This window comes from Campylobacter sp. CS_NA3, assembly GCF_027797495.1.
Classification (GTDB): Bacteria; Campylobacterota; Campylobacteria; order Campylobacterales; family Campylobacteraceae; genus Campylobacter_B.
The window spans coordinates 801,616-819,925 of record NZ_CP115609.1 but is presented as its reverse complement, the minus strand read 5'-3'; the positions used below and the strand labels follow the sequence as shown (position 1 = coordinate 819,925).

Here is an 18,310-nt window from a genome sequence, read left to right as displayed (position 1 = left end):
TGTTTATTGTAATGTGCTGTTTTTGAATTTACGCAGAATTTAGGAATTTATGGATATTTTAACTATTACTGATTATATCGGTATCGCTTCTGCTGCGCTAAGTGGGTTTTTATTTGGCGTGAGAAAAAGCTGTGATTGGCTTGGGCTTTTTATCGCAGCATTTTTGACCGCACTTGGCGGAGGCATAATACGAGATGTCCTTGTGGGGCGAGAAATTTACTCATTTTCAAACTATTTGCCTGTCATTATCGTTATTTTTATGATGATTTTGGCAGTTGTGCTAAATTTACATAAAAAACAGGATATTGAAGATAAATTCTTTTTTATTTTTACCGATGCTATCGGCATTGTAAGCTTTTCGCTGGTTGGCACAATGGTAACGATAAATCATGATTACAATGTTTTTGGCGTGGTATTAATCGCCTTTGCAAACGGCGTAGGCGGGGGAATACTGCGCGATGTTTTGTTAAACGAAGTTCCGTGGCTACTTCGCACAGGGCTTTACGGTACCATTAGTATGGGCGTAGGATTAGCCTATTTTTGCCTATATAAACTTGGTTTTGCAAATGTTTTTAGCGTTATTGCGTTACTTATTTTGGGCGTTACTATACGAATGTTTGCATATTACAGATCTTGGAATTTACCGAAAGTGGGGTATGAAAAATGAATTTTTTAATGGATAATTACGGCAGAGTTGATGTGAATTTTGTCAAAGGAAGCGGGGCAATTTTGCTTGATGATAAACGCAAAAAATATATCGATTTTGGTTCAGGAATCGGCGTTTGCTCTCTTGGTCATGCAAATAAAAAACTTGCAAAAGTCATTTCAAAACAAGCTAGAACTTTGCTTCACACTTCAAATATCTATAAAATCGCACCACAAGAGGGGCTTGCTAAAAAAATGAGTGAATTTTTAGGTTTTGAAACTTATGCGTTTTTTTGCAACTCAGGTGCCGAAGCCAACGAAGCAGCAATCAAAATGGCGCGAAAATACGGCACAACCAAATTTGAAAAGAAAAAATATGAAATTTTAACTTTGAAAAATTCATTTCACGGTCGCACGATAGCTACTTTGTGCGCCACAGGACAGGATAAATTTCATCCTGAAATTTTTGCCCCCTATATCGACGGATTTAAATTTTTTGACGGAATTGATGAAATCATCGAAAATATCGGCGAAAACACGGTTGCCGTGATGATAGAGCTAGTGCAGGGCGAAGGCGGCATAAAACCGCTCGATAAAGAAAAAGTGCAAAAACTAGCACGAATTTTGCAAGAGAAAAAACTGCTTTTAATCACCGATGAAGTTCAGTGTGGCGTATTTCGCACGGGCGAGTTTGTAACTAGCAAAATTTACGGCATAAAGCCCGATATTATCACATTTGCAAAAGGTTTGGCAGGCGGAATCCCAATAGGGGCGACTTTGGCAAAGGAAAATATTTTATCAGCAGGCGAACACGGAAGCACATTTGGCGGGAATTTTTTAGCCACCACGACTGCACTTGCTACGCTAAACGAGCTTGGAAAGCTCAAAGTTACGGGCAAACTCGACGGCACTATTAAAATTTTTAGAAAAAAATTAGATAAAATCGTCAGCGACAACCCTGAAATTTTTGAAAAAAGAGTTGGTCTTGGGCTTATGCAAGGGCTAGTTTTAAAAGATGAAAAAAATCTTGGCATTATCTTCGATAAAGCCCTAAAAAACGGACTTTTGGTGCTAAAATCCGGCAAAAATACTTTGCGATTTTTACCGCCGCTAAATATCACAAAAGCCGAAATCAAAGAAGGTTTTGAGCGTTTAAAGGCTGTGCTTAAAGAAATTTAATCAAATTTAAAAGGGCGAAAATGAAAGTGTTTATCGATTGTGGTTGTTTGATGTTACAAAAATCACTAGAAATGTTTTTGAGCGAATTTATCGCTAGTTACGATGAATGCGATATGGTAATCAGTGACGAAGAAAAAGATACGCCAAAACCGCTTTTTTTAGTCGGCGATGAAAACGGTGATTTAAAAATGCCTTTTAATAAAGATATTTTGGTAGAAAAATTGCTTGAATACGATAGAATTATCAAATTTAATGCAAATTTAAGCCAAAATGAAGAGTTTCAAAAGTTGCAAACGGCGTCAAATTTGCAAAATTCATCAAATTTGACAGATTTATCAAATTCACAAAATTCGCTAGAAGATAGAATTTCTGATTTAATTGATAATTTTAAAGATGAGTTAATAAAAATCATCAAAGAGAGTAAAAATTAATGCCAAAGCCCATTTTCACGGCTATTTCAAGCGGAATTTACAAAGGCAAAAAGCTAAATTTGCCAAGCCTAGCGACAACTAGAAGCACAAAAAGCATAGTTAAAGGAAGCGTTTTTGATAGCCTACGCGCGGAGTTATATGGGAAAATTTTTATCGAGTGCTTTGGCGGAAGTGGCGTTATGGCGCTTGAAGCCCTAAGTAACGGCGCAAAAGGCGTTTATGCAGTTGAACTTGACAAAAAAGCTTACGAAATCACAAAATCAAATTTTGCTTCTTTGGGTGTAGCTGAATTTGCCCTGCACGGCGATTGTTTTGCAAAAGTTCCGCAAATTTTAGCAAATTTGGGTGGAAATTCTGGCACTATTTTATATATCGATCCGCCGTTTGAAATTCGCGACGGATTTGAGTTGATTTATCAAAAAGTGATTAAATTTATCGAAGAAATTTCTAAATTTGAGTTTGTCTATTTAATCTGCCTTGAACACCAAAGTAGCGTTAAATTTGACGAATTTATCGGCGAATTTTGCCTTAAAAAATCACGCAAATTTGGTGCTACGACAATCAGTTTTTTTGTGAGAAAAAATGGATAAATTTACAAATTTAAAAGAGCTTTTGGATTTTCATGCAAATTTGAAAAACTGCGATGAAAATTTATTTGCAAAAGCCGATCCTTTGCAAGTCGCAAAGGTGCATAATGACGATATTATCGCACTTATTTGTGCGCTTTTTGCTTACGGAAATGCAAATTTAATTTTAAAATTTCTAAATTCGTTAGATTTTTCGCTTTTAAACGCCGGTGAAAGCACGATAAAAAAAGAGCTAAAAAATCATAAATATCGCTTTCAAAATTCGCAAGATGTGGCTGAAATTTTTATCACTTTAAGACGACTAAAAAATGAAATTTCTATCCAAGAGTGCGTTTTAAAGGGGCTTTCGCAAAAAGGCGAGATTATCGATGGCATAAATTTGCTAATTTCGCAAATTTACAAATTAAATTCATATAAAAGCTCTGGCTATGAGTTTTTTTTCGGTCGAAATTTTACAGATAAGCCCGTCTCGCCGTATAAACGATACAATCTTTTTTTGCGTTGGGCAGTGCGAAAAAGCGACATTGATTTGGGTTTTTATGAAAAAATTAGTCAGGGAGATTTGCTTATTCCCCTTGATGTGCATACACACCGAGTTTCGCTAAATTTGGGGCTAATAGAGCGAAAAAGTTATGATTTTGAAGCGGTAAATTTGCTAACAAAAGCTTTGCGTAAATTTGATAAAAACGATCCTATAAAATATGATTTTGCGCTTTATCGTTTGGGTCAAAGTGGCGAATTTAAGGATATAAAAGTGTAAAATTTGCAAATTTAGTTGCAAATTTTTATTTAAATTTGAAAGAGAAAAAATGGAATTTGAAATTTGGCATTTTTTCGTGGCGTTCTTGGCTGCGTTTTTTGCGGGCTTTGTTGATTCGATTGCGGGTGGCGGTGGTATGATAACGCTTCCTACGCTCCTTGCTATCGGTGTTCCGCCACATGCTGCATTAGCCACAAATAAATTTCAAGGCACTTTTGGTAGTTTCACGGCTGCTGCAAATTTCGCATTTAAAGGATATGTGGATTTTAAAGAGATAGCTCTTGGCATTGTTTTTACGCTACTTGGAGCGATTTTAGGCACATTTGTTGTGCTTTTGATAGATTCAAAATTTTTAAATTACATAATCCCGTTTTTGCTTTTAGCACTTTTGATTTATATGATTTTTTCGCCGAATTTAGGCGAAGAAGAGCGAAACGCAAAGATGAACGCCAGAGCTTTTTATATCATTTTTGGCTTTTTGCTCGGGTTTTATGACGGCTTTTTTGGTCCGGGAACTGGGTCGTTTTGGACACTTGCGCTTGTGGGAGTTTTGGGGCTTTATATGAAAAAAGCAGTCGCTCACACAAAAGTTTTAAATTTCACTTCAAACATTGTCTCTTTGATAGTTTTTATCATCGGCGGTCAAATTTTGTGGTTGCTTGGTGGCGTCATGGCAGTAGGGCAGGTGCTTGGCGGATACTTTGGCTCAAATATGGTTATGAAAAAAGATGTCAAATTCGTGCGAAAAATTCTATTTTTCGTTGTCGCTGTTACGATTTTAAAAATTTTGTATGGGTTGTTTAAATAAATGTAGAGTTTATTATATATGAGCTTCGTTTTTTTCGTTTTGGCATCTTGCAATACATTAAATTAAGCTTGTGCTATGTAGTTCTTTTTTGACGCTTTTTTCTGTTTATCATTAAAATTTTAGGCTCATAGTTCAAAATTTGACATGAAAAGTGCTACAATCACCCTTGTAATCTATATTTGTAAAGGGTCGTCTAAACGAGAGCAAAAAATCTTAAAAAATGCAAATTTTGTGATGGCAAAAACATAGCTAAAAACGATCTAACGAATAATAAAAAACAACTCTATAAATGCAAAGATTGCTTAAAAAGATTTATCATCAAACAAGACAAAGCAAAGAGATTATATTACGATTATTTGGATTTAAAAATCTCTCGTCTATCGGTTATTTATGGGCTTTCTGATAACAAGACAGAAATTTATATCTTAGTATTTTTTTATTAAAAATAATAAAAATTGATAAAATTCATGTCAAATTTTGAGCTATGAGCCACATTTGCTAATAAAAGTTATCGCATAAATTTTTTTAATCTCGTTTTTGTATATGCGTATCTACAAGCCAAACTATAAAAAGCACTATCGATATTATAATCGGAATAAAATATAAAAATATGGCACTATCTTGCATTTTAAATTTCGCCTTTTATCTTTTTTAACCACTCATCTAGCGTTTTTTCAAAACCAATCCCCTTGCTTTCGTAGAATTTAATAGGTTTAGAAAGATATTTTTGCTCTACCCAGCCACCAAAATCGTGCGGATAAAGATAATCTTTGATTTTGGTATCTGAATTTATCAAATATCTTGGAATTTCAAGTTTTGGCTCGTTTTTAACAAACTCTAATGCCGAATTTATGGCATTATATGATGAATTTGATTTTGGCGAGTGTGCTAGATATACGGCGCATTGCGCTAAAATAATCCTAGCTTCGGGAAATCCTATTTTGCTAACTGCCAAAAGCGTATTAACTGCGACATTTAGGGCATTTGGGTTAGCATTTCCTATGTCTTCACTAGCTAGTATTACCATGCGTCTAGCTATAAAATCAGCACTTTCTCCTGCGTCAATAAGTCTAGCGATATAATAAATCGCCGCATCTGCGTCGCTTCCGCGAAGCGATTTTATCATCGCACTAGCTAAGGCATAGTGCGTATCGTCCGAGCTAATGCCTTCATTTACGGCATTTGCTCGAAGTGTTTTAAGCGTTTCAAGGCTGATATTTTTATCAATCAAAAGTGCAAATTCAAGCAAATTTAGCATACTTCGCGCGTCCCCGCCGCTACTGTGGATCAAATATTTTTTTGCATCACCTGAAATTTCAAAATTTAGCTCATTTTTTGCCCGTTCTAGCAAATTTTCTAAATCGCCAAATTCAAGCGGTTTAAATTCAAAAAGCAAACAGCGAGAGCGAATTCCGCTACTTAGCACAAACTGCGGATTTTCCGTTGTTGCACCGATTATAACGGCACGATAATTTTCCATTGGGATTAACAAAACTTCTTGTTGCGTTTTGCTTAGGCGATGAATTTCGTCGATAAACATAAGCGGTTTATAAAGCGAATTTTCGTATCTCGATAGGATTTTGCGAATTTCTTCTACTTTTAAGCTCGTCGCATCTAGCTCGTAAAAATCGTAATTTAGCTCACTAGCAACCACTTTTGCAAGTGTGGTTTTGCCGCTTCCTGCATTACCAAAAAATATGCTATGCGGAATTGTTTTGTTTTCTATAAATTTGGCAAAAACTTCGATAATATGCCTTTGTCCGAGTATTTGGCTCAGCTTTTTTGGACGAAATTTAAGAGCTAAATTCATAAAAATCCCTAAATTTAAAGCAAATTTGCAAATTTATTCGCGAATTTGCCCGTTTCCTTTGATGATATATTTGTAAGTTGTTAGCTCATTTAGCCCCATTGGACCGCGTGCGTGGAGTTTATTTGTGCTGATTCCTACTTCTGCACCAAAGCCAAACTCAAATCCGTCGCTAAAACGGGTCGAAGCATTTACATACAAACACGCACTTTCTAGCGAATTTACGAAATTTTCGATGTTTGCTTCATTATTACTTAAAATCGCATCGCTGTGAAGTGAGCCAAATTTTTTGATATGAGACACAGCTTCATCGCAGTTTTTAACAACTTTCAAATTTACTTCAAGTGCCAAATATTCGGTTTCGTAGTCTGCATCATCGGCAAATTCGCAGTCAATATATTTTGCTGATTTTTCTCCGCCATGAATTTTAACGCCAAGAGCGTCAAATTCGGCTTTTAACATCGGCAAAAACTCACTAGCGACATTTTTATGCACCAAAATCGTTTCAACTGCATTGCAAGCACTTGGTTTTTGCACCTTTGCGTTTATGCAAATTTTAAGGGCATTTTGTAAATTTGCACTCTCATCGACAAAAATATGGCAAACGCCTTTGTCATGTTTTATAACTGGTATTGTTGAGTTTTGCGTTACAAAATTTATCAGCCCGCTTCCGCCGCGTGGCACGATAACATCGATAAATTTATCCATTTTTATTAATTTTTCGGTATCGCTTCTATCGACACTATCGATAAATGTAATACAACTCTCATCAATGCCGTTTTCTTTAAGTGCCTTGTGAAGTGCTTTTACGATAGCTTTGTTTGAATTTATGGCTTCTTTTCCGCCTTTTAGCACACAAGCATTTCCACTTTTAAAGCAAAGCGAAGCCACCTCGCTTGTAACATTTGGGCGAGATTCGTATATCACGCAGACTACGCCGATTGGGATCGCTACTTTTTGAAATTGAAGCCCACAATAGTTTTTCCAGCCATCTATCACGCGACCTACCGGATCTTTTAACGAAGCGGTATCGTTTAAAGATACAATCATCGAATTTATCGTTTTTTCATCTAGTTTAAGTCTTGCTATCATCGCAGGAGCTAAGTTATTTGTAGCGTTTTTAATATCTTTTTCATTGGCTTTTAAAATTTCATCTTTTGCGTTTGAAATTTGGATTGCCATGTCTTTGATAACTTTTTCTTTGATTTTAGGGGTTAAATTTGCTATTAAGGATTGCGAATTTTTTGCTTTCGATAAAATTTCTAACATTATTTACCCCTTTTTTATAAAATGTTTTGCAAAATAGTATTATAATTTGTTTTAAAATTTAATTTAAAGGAAAAAGTATGAGTCATATATATGATATAGCGGTCATTGGTGGCGGTCCGTGCGGGTTAGCGGCGATTGTAGAAGCTAAAACAAACGGCGTTGAAAAAGTTTTATTGCTTGAAAAAGGCGATAATCACTCTCAAACTATTAGGCAGTTTTATAAAGACAACAAACGCGTTGATAAAGAGTATAAAGGTATGGAGAGCGAAACAAAAGGAAATGTCGAATTTGAAGCAGGAACAAAAGAGAGCGTTTTAAATTATTTCGATAAACTCTTAGATAACGAAGCAATCGATACTAGCTTTAAAAGCGAAGTTGAAAAAGTCGAAAAAACGGGCGATTTTTTTACGATTTCGACAAGTAACGGCGAATTTAAGGCTAAAAATGTCGTTGTGGCAATCGGTAAAATGGGAAAACCAAACAAGCCTGATTATAAAATTCCGCCTTCTATCACACAAAGAGTAAATTTTAATCTCGATAAATGCACGGCTCACGAAAAGGTTCTCATCGTGGGCGGCGGAAACTCGGCAGCCGAATACGCACTTTCAATCGTAAATACAAATATCGTTACGCTTTGTTATAGAAAAGATAAATTTACAAGATTAAACGATATTAACGAAAGTGCGCTTATGCATGAAGTTCGTTATGGCGGTGTTATACTTCGTATGGGCGTTGATATTACAGCACTTGAAAATGAAAACGGACTTGTGCTAGTTAAGCTAAATAACGGCGATGAATTTGTTTATGATAGAGTTATTTACGCTATCGGTGGAACTACGCCGACGGATTTTTTGAAAAAATGCGGTATCGAGCTAGATGAAAACGGCGTTCCGATAGTAGATGAGCATTGTCAAACCACGCAAAATGGGCTTTATGTCGGCGGGGATTTGGTTACTAGAAACGGCGGTTCTATCGTGGGGGCTATAAACCACGCTCACACGATAGTAGAACACATCATAAAACGATGAAAATTTACCAGCTAAAAGACGGCTATCGCTATAATAGCGATAGCGTTTTTTTGTATAATTTTATAAAAGAATTTGGCGTTTTTGGCGAAGTTTTAGATGTGGGCGCAGGTAGTGGCGTGGTGGGTTTTTTGCTAAAAAGAGATTTTAAAAATATAAATTTGACCTGCCTTGAAATTCAAAAGCAAAATTTAGAAATTTTAGAGAAAAATTCACGCCAAAACGGGATTGATTGTGATATAATTCGTGCCGATTTTGGCGAATTTAAAAGCGAAAAAAGATTTGATTTTATCATTTCAAATCCGCCGTTTTATAACGGAAATATAAAACAGAGTGAAAACGAGCATAAAAAAATCAGCCGTTATGCTTCGAATTTAAGCCTTGAAAATTTGATAAAAACGGCAAATTCGCATTTAAAGCCGCAAGGTTGTTTTATTTTTTGCTATGATGCAAAGCAAATAGCCGAAATTTGCGTTATTTTAAAGAGTTTTAAGTTAAATTTGATAAATTTACAATTTATTTTTCCAAACGAAAACAAAAACGCAAATTTAGCTATATTTGCGGCGAAAAAAAGTTCTAAATCGTTTTGCAAAATTTTGCAACCGATTTTTGTGAATTCGGGCGAATTTTACACGCAAAAAGCACAAGAAATTTTTAAAAAAACGGAGCTTGAAAGCGTTGATTTGTAGTGGGTTTGATTTTAGTTTTGATGAGAGTAAATGCGCTAGTTGTGGCGGAAAATGTTGCGTAGGCGAGAGCGGATATATTTGGATAAATGAAGATGAAATTGCAAATTTGAGCGAATTTTTGGGATTTTCAAAAGAAAAATTTAAAGAGATTTTTCTTTTTAAAGTCGGCACAAAATTTAGCATAAAAGAAAAGCCTTATGAAAACGGCTTTGCGTGTGTGTTTTTTGACGAAAAAAACAAAAATTGTGGCGTTTATGAATTTCGCCCGAGCCAGTGCCGAAGTTTCCCGTTTTGGGAGCATTTTAAAGATAATTTTGATGAATTGGAGCAAGAATGTATCGCAGTAAAACGCTTATAATAATTTTATTTTTGTCCTTTATTTCGCTTTTTGCGGACGATAAAGCCATAACAACAGGGAATCTTAAAAAAGCTCAAAATGCACAAAATCAAGCAGAGATAAATTTTGATATTTTAAGTGCGCTTGAACTTCAAGATAAAAATCCAAAGGCCGCACTTGAACTTTATAAACAAATTTACAAAAAAACAGATTCGGAAGTTTATCTAAAAGAAGCCATTAAAATCGCATTTTTTATAAAAGATGAAAAGAATTTATCCGAGCTTTTGGGTATCGGGGAAAAAAGATTAGCTGATGATAGCGATTTTTTGCGTATAAAAATCGCAAATTTGATTTCAAAAGGAAAATTTGAGGAAAGTTCAGGTGCTGCAAAAAAGCTTTTAGGTGTTGAAAAAACGGCAAAAAATTACTCTGTTTTGGCAAGTATTTTATACGGGCTTGGCGAATATGAAGATTCATTAAAAAACTTTGAAAAAGCTTATGAAATCGAAAAAAGCGAAGAAAATTTAATCCGTATCGTCGATATTTTGGTAAATAGGCTAAACGAAAAATCAAAGGCAATCTCGTTTTTGGAAACACACAGGCGAATTTATGGTTGTGGAAATTTAGCATGTGCCGCACTAGCTGATATTTATAGGATAGAAAAAAGATACGATGATGTCATCAAAATCGATGAAGCGCAGTATCTCGACACCAACGACACGACGCATTTAGACGATATAGTTTCGATTCATTATCATTTTAAAGATTACGATAAAATCATAGAAATTTTAAAAAAATATCCGTATAACAAAGAGCTTTTAATCGATGCTTACGGCAAAAAAGGCGATTATAGCCTAGCGATGAAAACAGCAAGAGATGAGTTTAAAAATAGTGGAAATTACGATTTTTTAGCTATTGAAGCGATTTATGAATATGAATCTATGGAGAAAAATATAAACAAAAACACCCTTAATAGCGTTGTAGAAAAATTCGAAAACATCGCGCCGCAACTAAAAAATCCTATTTACTTGAATTATTACGGATATATTTTAATTGATCATGATTTGGATATAAAAAAGGGTATGGAATTTGTCGAAAAAGCTCTTGAAATCGAGCCAAATTCGGCTTATTATATCGATTCTTTGGCGTGGGGATATTTCAAACTTGGAAATTGTAAAAAGGCAAAGAGCGAAATGGATAAAATCACAGATAAAGAATTTTTCAAATCAGACGAAGGAAAAGAGCATATAGATGCCATAAATGGGTGTTTGCAAAAGGCAGGAAAATGATTTTAGATAAAATTATAGAGCAAACAAAAATTGATTTAGAAATCAAAAAAGCCAAATTTAGCTTTGATGATTTGGGAAAAAGTTTAGCTTATAATCCATATATGCCGCGTCCTGTAAAACCGGCTCTTAAAAGCTCAGCAGATGAGCCTTTACGCATAATTTCTGAAATCAAAAAAGCAAGTCCTAGCAAGGGGCTTATTAGGGCTGATTTCGAACCGACCCAAATCGCCGTGGCGTATGAAAATGCAGGAACTAATGCTTTTTCTATTTTGACCGAACCGCACTGGTTTAAGGGCGATTTGGAATTTATCCCACAAGTTAGAAGATATACAAAAACGCCTATTTTACGCAAAGATTTTATCATCGATGAGTATCAAATCCTTGAAGCTCTTGTTTATGGGGCGGATTTTATTTTGCTTATCGCAAAAGCCCTAAGCAGGGCAGATTTGAAGCGACTTTATGAATTCAGCTTGCATGTTGGGCTTGATGTTTTAGTTGAAATTCACGATAAAGAAGATTTGACAAAGGCGATTTTTGCAGGAGCTGAGATTATCGGTATAAATCATCGAAATTTGCAGACTTTCGAGGTTGATTTAAGTTTGTCTGCAAATTTAATTCCGCTTATACCAAATGGCAAGATTATCGTGGCTGAAAGTGGTCTAAGTAGCCACGAACAGCTACTAGAACTTAATAAAATCGGCGTTGATGCGTTTTTAATCGGCGAACATTTTATGAGGCAAACCGATGTCGGCGAAGCTTTGAAAAATATTAAATTTGGTAAAAATTCATAAAATAATGCGTAAAATTTTATGAATTTACTAGAAAGGGTTTAAAAAATGGATTATATTTGTGCGCCGTGGCGGAGTGATTATTTTACCGAAAAACGCACTGGTTGCCCGTTTTGCGATGCAGCAAAGGCAAAAAATGGAGAAAAGTGCGTAGGCGTGGTGTTTCGCGCTAAATTTTGCTTCGGGCTTATGAATTTATATCCATACAATCCGGGTGCTTTTATGGTGATTCCTTACGAGCATACCGATAATATCGAGAATTTACCGCTAGAAGCGTGGTTAGAGATGAGCGAATATGTCCAAAAGGGCGTGCGAGTACTAAAAGGCTGTCTTGGCGCAAAGGGGGTGAATATCGGTATGAATCTAGGAAGTGCAGCAGGGGCTGGGATAGCCGAGCATGTGCATTATCATCTAGTTCCGCGCTGGGAAAGGGATACGAATTTCATCACTACAATCTCAAATGTGCGTGTAAATGGCGTCAGCTTTGCTCCGCTTTATGAAAAAATAAAAAAAGAATTTGAAAATTTGATAAAAAATAAAGGATAAAAATGGCTAAAATGGTTAGCGTAGAACAGGCGATTGCCGATATTAAAAACGGCAAGATGATTGTCATGGTCGATGATGTGGATCGCGAAAATGAGGGCGATATAATCTTTGCGGCAAATTTTACAACACCCGAAAAAGTAAATTTTGCTATCACGCACGCTCGCGGCGTTGTTTGTGTGGCACTTGATGATGAGATTGCCAAAAGGCTAAATTTAGGGCTTATGGTCGATAAAAATACATCTTCTCACGAGACGGCTTTTACCGTTACGATTGACGCAAAAGACGCAACTACGGGCGTAAGCGCCTATGAGCGAAATATGACGATAGATTTGATTGCGCGTCCAAACTCTACGCCAGAAGACTTTGTTCGCCCAGGTCATATAAATCCGCTGATAGCCAAAAAAGGCGGAGTGCTGGTTCGCACGGGGCATACTGAGGGTTCTGTGGATCTTTGCAAACTAGCCGGAATTTCACCAAGTGCGGTGATTTGCGAGATTGTAAATGAAGACGGCACGATGGCAAGACGCGATGATTTGGAAAAATTTTGCAAGACGCATGACATAAATATGATTTCAATCGCCCAAATCGTCGAATACCGATTAAAACACGAAACTTTGGTTAAATTTGGCGAATTTAGCGATGGTAAAATTTGCGGTAAAACATGCAAAATTTGCGATATAACAGACCACGACGGCAACACGCACAAAGCCTTTATTTTCGGTAAAATCGGCGAAATTTGCAATGTCAAATTTCATAAAATCGGTAGCGATTTAGAATTTATGCAAGATGAAAATTACGCTGATTTTATGGCGAATTTAGAGACTTTGGCGAGTAGCAGCGGTGTGCTTTTAGCCTTAAATTCGGCTTCTCATAAAGGCGATTTTAAAAGTTACGGCATAGGAGCGCAAATTTTAGCTCATCTTGGTATCAAAAAAATCAAAATCCTAAGCAAAAGCGAACAAAATAGTTTCGCAGGTCTTAGCGGCTTTGGGATAGATATAATTTAGTTAAATTTGGCGTATATTATTTTAAAATTTCTAAAATGATTTAATTTGATTATATAAATTTAAACATAATGTAAATTATTTTTTTACAATCATATCTAAATTTTAATATTTTAAACTTGATATAATTTATATCAAGTTTAATAAATTTATTAGCAATTTATAGTATAATCTGCCAAAAAATTTAAATTTATTAATTTAATAAAAGAAACGGAGAATAAAATGGCAAAGAAAAAATTTAAAACCGAAGTAAATGATTTGTTGAATTTGATGATTCACTCGCTTTATTCAAACAAAGAGATTTTCCTTAGGGAGCTTGTCTCAAATGCAAGCGATGCGCTTGATAAGCTAAATTATTTGTGTTTGACAAATGACGAATATAAAAAACTAACTTATAGCCCAAAAATAGACATTAAGCTTGATAAAACCGCAAAAACGCTAATCATCAGCGACACCGGTATCGGTATGGACGAAAAAGAATTAGAAAGCAATCTTGGCACAATCGCAAGAAGCGGAACAAAGGGCTTCATGGCGAATTTAAGCGGCGATGTCGCAAAAGATAGCAATCTAATCGGTCAATTTGGCGTTGGTTTTTACTCTGCGTTTATGGTGGCCGATAAAATCGAAGTTATAAGCAAAAAAGCTTTAAGCGATGAAGCCTTTAAATGGAGTAGCGATACGACAAATTATACGATAGAAAAGGGCGAAAAGAGCGAATTTGGAACGCAAATCACGCTTTATTTAAAAGATGATGAATTTTTAGATGAGTGGCGAATCGAAAGCATTATCAAAAAATATTCAAATCATATCCCGTATCCGATTTTTATGGATAAAAGTGAGTATGTCGCCCCAAAAGACGGCGAAAGCGAAGGAACTTATGAAATCAAAAATGAGCAGATAAACAGAGCCAGTGCGTTGTGGCGACTGCCAAAATCAAGCCTAAAAATCGAAGATTACAACGAATTTTATAAGCAAATCAGCCACGATAGCACCGACCCGCTACTTCACATACACACAAAAGCAGAAGGCACACACGAATACACAACGCTTTTTTATCTGCCTAGCACTCAGCCTTTTGACTTGTTTCGCGTAGATTACGAAAGTGGCGTAAAACTCTATGTCAAGCGAGTTTTCATCACCGACGACGCAAAAGAACTGCTTCCTGTTTATCTTCGCTTCGTGCGTGGAATCATCGATATTGAAGACCTGCCGTTAAATGTCAGCAGGGAAATTTTGCAAGAAAACAAGATTATGAAAATGGTTAGCGAAGCAAGTGTCAAAAAGATACTTTCCGAACTAGCCAAACTCAAAGAAAATGACAAAGAAAAATTTGAAAAATTCTATAATCTTTTTGGCAAAGTGCTAAAAGAAGGGCTTTATGGCTTTAATCCAAATCAACAAGAAATTCTAAATTTATGCCTTTTTAAATCAAACAAAAGGGACGGCTTAATCAGCCTAAATGAATACAAAGACGCTATGAGCGAAGAGCAAAAAGAGATTTATTATATCAGCGGAAATAATGCTGGTATGCTAAAATCATCGCCACTTTTGGAGAATTTTAACAAAAAAGGCATTGAAGTTTTGATTTGTGATGATGAGATTGATCCGATTGTTATGCCAAGTGTGAGCAAATTTGGCGAAATCGCAATAAAAAGCGTAAAAGATGCTGAATTTGATGATAAAAATGAAGCAGAAATCAGCGTAGAAGCAAAAGAAATCGCAGCGAAAATGCAAGAAATTTTAGGCGAAAAAGTAAAGGCGGTAAAAGTTTCAAATCGTTTAGAAAATTCGCTTTCTTGCCTTGTTTTTGACAAAAATGACCCTGATTTTGCAACGCAACAAATTTTAAAACAAATGGGGCAAACGAATTTACCAGCCATAAAACCGATACTTGAAATAAATCCAAACCATGAAATCATCAAAAAACTAGTCCAAAATAAAGTGATGATAGGTGAAATTTCAGAGCTTATTTTGGATATGGCGATTTTAAATGAAGGACAAAATTTAGAAAATCCTGCCGAATTTATCGCAAATTTAAATAAATTTATCGCAAAAGCGCTATAAATTCAGCAAATTTATCCAAAAATATTAAAATATGCAATAAAATTGCATATTTTAATAACACTGAATTCTATTAAATATTACTATTTTTAAGTAAATTTTAAAAAAAATTTATAACTTAATTTTTAAGTGTAAAAATGTAACAAATTTGGTAAAATGACAACCGAATATTATGTCGTGTTACATAACGAAAATTTAAGGAGTAAAGATGCTTAACAATGAGCTTCTAGAAAGTATTAGCACTAGACTTGACAAAGTTGCTTTGTTGCCTAAGATGAAAGACGGCAAAAGCATAGCTAAAATGCTTGAAGAAAAAGGTTTTACAAGGCGTGATTTTATGAAATGGGCAGGAGCAATGACTGCAATGATTGGTCTGCCAAGTGCTTTTGCACCAAGTGTTGCAAGGGCGGCTGAATTAGCCGATAGGCTTCCTGTTATATGGCTTCACATGGCAGAATGCACAGGTTGTAGCGAGAGTTTGGTTAGAACCGATACACCGACAGTCGATAGTTTGATATTTGATTATATCAGCCTTGAATACCATGAAACGCTTATGGCAGCAAGTGGTTGGCAAGCAGAAGAAAACCTAGAAGGTGCGATTGAAAAATATAAAGGAAATTATATTTTGATGGTAGAAGGCGGAATTCCAAGCGGAAGTGATGAATTTTATCTAACCGTTGGACCTTTGGGAAAAACTGGTGCTGAGCATTGCAGACATGCAGCGGCTTCTGCGGCGGCGATTTTTGCTATTGGAACCTGTTCTAGTTTTGGTGGTGTTCAAGCAGCAAATCCAAACCCAACTAGCGCAAAACCGCTTAGCAAAATCACAAATAAACCTGTTATAAATGTTCCGGGCTGTCCGCCAAGCGAAAAAAATATCGTAGGAAATGTGCTTCATTATATTCTGTTTGGAACACTACCTGCACTTGATAATTACGGCAGACCAAAATGGGCTTATGGTCGCAGAATTCACGATCTTTGCGAAAGAAGAGGCCATTTTGATGCGGGCGAATTTGTCCAAAGCTTTGGCGATGAAGGCGCAAAACAAGGATATTGTCTATATAAAGTAGGTTGCAAAGGACCTTATACATTTAATAACTGCTCACAAGAGAGATTTAACTCTCATACAAGTTGGCCTATCCAAGCAGGACACGGCTGTATAGGTTGTTCTGAGCCTGAATTTTGGGATCACATGGGACCATTTGAAGAGCCGTTGGCAGATAGACTTTATAACACCGTTTTTGACGGAGCAGGAGCTGATGCGACAGCAGATAAAATCGGTCTTGGCGTTTTAGCCGTAACAGGCGTTGCCATCGCAGCTCACGCAGCCGTTGCTACACTTAAAAAAGATAAAGGAGAATAATAATGTCACAAAGATTAGTTGTAGATCCGATTACTAGAATTGAAGGACATTTAAGAGTAGAAGTAATCGTCGATGAAGATAATGTAGTAAAAGAAGCTTACAGCGGTGCTACTTTGTGGCGTGGAATAGAAACTATTCTCAAAGGTCGCGACCCAAGAGATGCAGGCTTTTTCACACAAAGAATTTGCGGTGTTTGCACATTTTCGCACTATAAAGGCGCTGTTATGGCAGTCGAAGATGCTCTTGGCATAAATCCACCATTAAATGCAGTTTTGGCTAGAAGCTTGATGTTTTCAGCGCTATTTTTGCACGATCACCCTGTGCATTTTTATCAACTTCACGGGCTTGATTTTGTTGATATTGTAAGTGCATTAAGTGCAGATCCAAGAGCAGCTAGTGAAGAAGCATTTAAATACTGCGAAACTCCTTATGCTTGTGGTGCCGATCACTTAAAAGCGGTTCAAGATAAAGTAAAAGCTTTTGTTGAAAAAGGCGCACTTGGACCATTTGCAAATGCCTATTTTGGACACTCAACATATCATCTAACGCCTGAACAAAATTTGATTGCGCTATCTCACTATTTGGAATGTTTAAGAATTCAAAGAACCGCTGCTCAAATGATGGCTATTTTCGGTGGAAAACAACCACACCCACAAAGCCTAACAGTTGGTGGCGTAACTTGTGTTATGGATCTATTAAGTCCTGCTAGACTTGGCGAGTATTTGATTAAATTTCAAGAAGTAGCTGATTTTATTAACCGCGCGTATTATCCTGATTTGGTAATGGCTGGAAAAGCTTACGCAAATGAACCAAGCGTTTTAAATGATGTTGGTGTTGCAAATTTATGGACTCACCAAGAATTCCCACTTTCTGCAAATGAGTGGCTATTTGAAAGCGGCTTAATCCTTGATGGTGATATTTCAAAAGTCCTAGAACTAGATGAAGCAAAAATCACAGAAGAAGCAACTCACACTTGGTTTAAAAATGATAAACCGCTTCACCCGTATGACGGCGAACAAGATCCAAATTATACAGGATTTACGGTTGAGCAAACACTAAATGCAAAAGGCGAAATGGAAGATACAAAAGTCCTTGATATAAAAGGTAAATATAGCTGGATGAAAGCCCCTAGATATGAAGGCAAAGCACTTCAAGTAGGACCATTAGCAAATATTGTAGTAAATTACGCAAAGGGAAATAAATATGTCGTTCCTGTTGTGGATAAATTCTTAGCTGATACAGGACTTCCTTTGGGTGCAGTTTTCTCGACTTTGGGAAGAACAGCTTGTCGTATGTTAGAAGCAAAAATCATCGCTGATAATGCACTAATCGCATTTAATAACCTAGTTGCAAATATCAAATCAGGCGACACTGAAACTTGCGCCAAATACACAATCGATAAAAACAAAGAATACAAAGGTAGATACATAGGTCATGTTCCACGCGGAAGCCTAAGCCACTGGTGTAGAATCGAAAACGGCGTTATTAAAAACTGGCAAGCAGTAGTTCCATCAACATGGAATGCTAGTCCAAAAGACGCAAACGGTGGTATGGGCTCGTATGAAGCTTGTTTGATAGGTCTTAAAATAGCCGATCTAACCCAACCACTTGAAATCATAAGAAAAATTCACTCTTATGACCCTTGTATTGCGTGTGCTGTTCATGTTATGGATACAAAAGGCAATAAGCTTAGCGAGTATAAGGTAAATCCAAATTTATAAG

18 protein-coding genes and 1 pseudogene are annotated in these 18,310 nt (G+C 36.2%); 17 read left to right on the top strand and 2 right to left on the bottom strand.

The window, feature by feature from the left end; translation table 11 throughout:
• Window positions 1-49: 49 nt before the first annotated feature.
• The 7 genes and pseudogenes from PF026_RS04085 to PF026_RS07960 form a co-directional block, all read left to right on the top strand.
• Complete coding sequence (locus PF026_RS04085; RefSeq protein ID WP_270863880.1) at window positions 50-667, top strand: trimeric intracellular cation channel family protein; 618 nt, start codon at window positions 50-52, stop codon at window positions 665-667.
• The gene (locus PF026_RS04080) at window positions 664-1,824 is read left to right on the top strand and encodes an acetylornithine transaminase (RefSeq protein ID WP_270863879.1); all 1,161 of its coding nucleotides are present in this window, start codon (window positions 664-666) and stop codon (window positions 1,822-1,824) included. Before PF026_RS04085 ends, PF026_RS04080 begins: the two co-directional genes overlap by 4 nt.
• Window positions 1,825-1,844: 20 nt before the next feature.
• On the top strand, window positions 1,845-2,255 hold the full coding sequence (locus PF026_RS04075) for a hypothetical protein (RefSeq protein ID WP_270860896.1): 411 nt from the start codon (window positions 1,845-1,847) through the stop codon (window positions 2,253-2,255).
• Window positions 2,255-2,845 carry an RsmD family RNA methyltransferase gene (locus PF026_RS04070; RefSeq protein ID WP_270863878.1) on the top strand — a complete coding sequence of 197 codons (591 nt, stop codon included), beginning with the start codon at window positions 2,255-2,257 and terminating at the stop codon, window positions 2,843-2,845. Before PF026_RS04075 ends, PF026_RS04070 begins: the two co-directional genes overlap by 1 nt.
• The gene (locus tag PF026_RS04065) at window positions 2,838-3,602 is read left to right on the top strand and encodes a TIGR02757 family protein (RefSeq protein ID WP_270863877.1); all 765 of its coding nucleotides are present in this window, start codon (window positions 2,838-2,840) and stop codon (window positions 3,600-3,602) included. Before PF026_RS04070 ends, PF026_RS04065 begins: the two co-directional genes overlap by 8 nt.
• A 49-nt stretch (window positions 3,603-3,651) precedes the next feature.
• Entirely contained in the window at window positions 3,652-4,410 is a 759-nt protein-coding gene (locus PF026_RS04060; RefSeq protein WP_270863876.1) for a TSUP family transporter, read from the top strand.
• 230 nt (window positions 4,411-4,640) lie between these two features.
• Window positions 4,641-4,853: pseudogene (locus tag PF026_RS07960) on the top strand (hypothetical protein); the annotation flags it as partial.
• A 185-nt stretch (window positions 4,854-5,038) separates the two neighbouring features.
• Here PF026_RS07960 and PF026_RS04055 read toward each other — a convergent pair.
• Both PF026_RS04055 and PF026_RS04050 read right to left on the bottom strand, forming a co-directional pair.
• On the bottom strand, window positions 5,039-6,220 hold the full coding sequence (locus PF026_RS04055) for a replication-associated recombination protein A (RefSeq protein WP_270863875.1): 1,182 nt from the start codon (window positions 6,218-6,220) through the stop codon (window positions 5,039-5,041).
• Between the two features lie 33 nt (window positions 6,221-6,253).
• Complete coding sequence (locus tag PF026_RS04050; RefSeq protein WP_270863874.1) at window positions 6,254-7,486, bottom strand: glutamate-5-semialdehyde dehydrogenase; 1,233 nt, start codon at window positions 7,484-7,486, stop codon at window positions 6,254-6,256.
• A gap of 77 nt (window positions 7,487-7,563) precedes the next feature.
• Here PF026_RS04050 and PF026_RS04045 point away from each other — a divergent pair, with 77 nt between their 5' ends.
• The 10 genes from PF026_RS04045 to PF026_RS04000 all read left to right on the top strand — a co-directional run bounded on the left by PF026_RS04045 (window position 7,564) and on the right by PF026_RS04000 (window position 18,309).
• Entirely contained in the window at window positions 7,564-8,514 is a 951-nt protein-coding gene (locus tag PF026_RS04045; protein ID WP_270860902.1) for an NAD(P)-binding domain-containing protein, read from the top strand.
• Entirely contained in the window at window positions 8,511-9,200 is a 690-nt protein-coding gene (locus PF026_RS04040; RefSeq protein ID WP_270863873.1) for a tRNA1(Val) (adenine(37)-N6)-methyltransferase, read from the top strand. The genes PF026_RS04045 and PF026_RS04040 overlap by 4 nt, the downstream gene beginning before the upstream one ends.
• Window positions 9,181-9,558 (top strand): YkgJ family cysteine cluster protein, encoded by a 378-nt coding sequence (locus PF026_RS04035; RefSeq protein ID WP_373566993.1) that lies wholly within the window; start codon window positions 9,181-9,183, stop codon window positions 9,556-9,558. Before PF026_RS04040 ends, PF026_RS04035 begins: the two co-directional genes overlap by 20 nt.
• Entirely contained in the window at window positions 9,534-10,826 is a 1,293-nt protein-coding gene (locus PF026_RS04030; protein ID WP_270863872.1) for a hypothetical protein, read from the top strand. The genes PF026_RS04035 and PF026_RS04030 overlap by 25 nt, the downstream gene beginning before the upstream one ends.
• The gene (gene trpC, locus PF026_RS04025; RefSeq protein WP_270863871.1) at window positions 10,823-11,617 is read left to right on the top strand and encodes an indole-3-glycerol phosphate synthase TrpC; all 795 of its coding nucleotides are present in this window, start codon (window positions 10,823-10,825) and stop codon (window positions 11,615-11,617) included. The genes PF026_RS04030 and trpC overlap by 4 nt, the downstream gene beginning before the upstream one ends.
• A gap of 45 nt (window positions 11,618-11,662) precedes the next feature.
• Window positions 11,663-12,160, top strand: coding sequence for an HIT family protein (locus tag PF026_RS04020; protein WP_270863870.1), 498 nt, complete (start codon window positions 11,663-11,665; stop codon window positions 12,158-12,160).
• Window positions 12,161-12,162: 2 nt separating this feature from the next.
• Window positions 12,163-13,167: a bifunctional 3,4-dihydroxy-2-butanone 4-phosphate synthase/GTP cyclohydrolase II gene (locus tag PF026_RS04015; RefSeq protein WP_270863869.1), complete on the top strand. Its 1,005-nt coding sequence runs from the start codon at window positions 12,163-12,165 to the stop codon at window positions 13,165-13,167.
• A gap of 219 nt (window positions 13,168-13,386) precedes the next feature.
• Window positions 13,387-15,228 carry a molecular chaperone HtpG gene (htpG, locus tag PF026_RS04010; protein WP_270863868.1) on the top strand — a complete coding sequence of 614 codons (1,842 nt, stop codon included), beginning with the start codon at window positions 13,387-13,389 and terminating at the stop codon, window positions 15,226-15,228.
• A gap of 205 nt (window positions 15,229-15,433) precedes the next feature.
• Window positions 15,434-16,588: a hydrogenase small subunit gene (locus PF026_RS04005; RefSeq protein ID WP_270863867.1), complete on the top strand. Its 1,155-nt coding sequence runs from the start codon at window positions 15,434-15,436 to the stop codon at window positions 16,586-16,588.
• Between the two features lie 2 nt (window positions 16,589-16,590).
• Window positions 16,591-18,309 carry a nickel-dependent hydrogenase large subunit gene (locus PF026_RS04000; protein ID WP_270863866.1) on the top strand — a complete coding sequence of 573 codons (1,719 nt, stop codon included), beginning with the start codon at window positions 16,591-16,593 and terminating at the stop codon, window positions 18,307-18,309.
• Window position 18,310 lies beyond the last annotated feature (1 nt).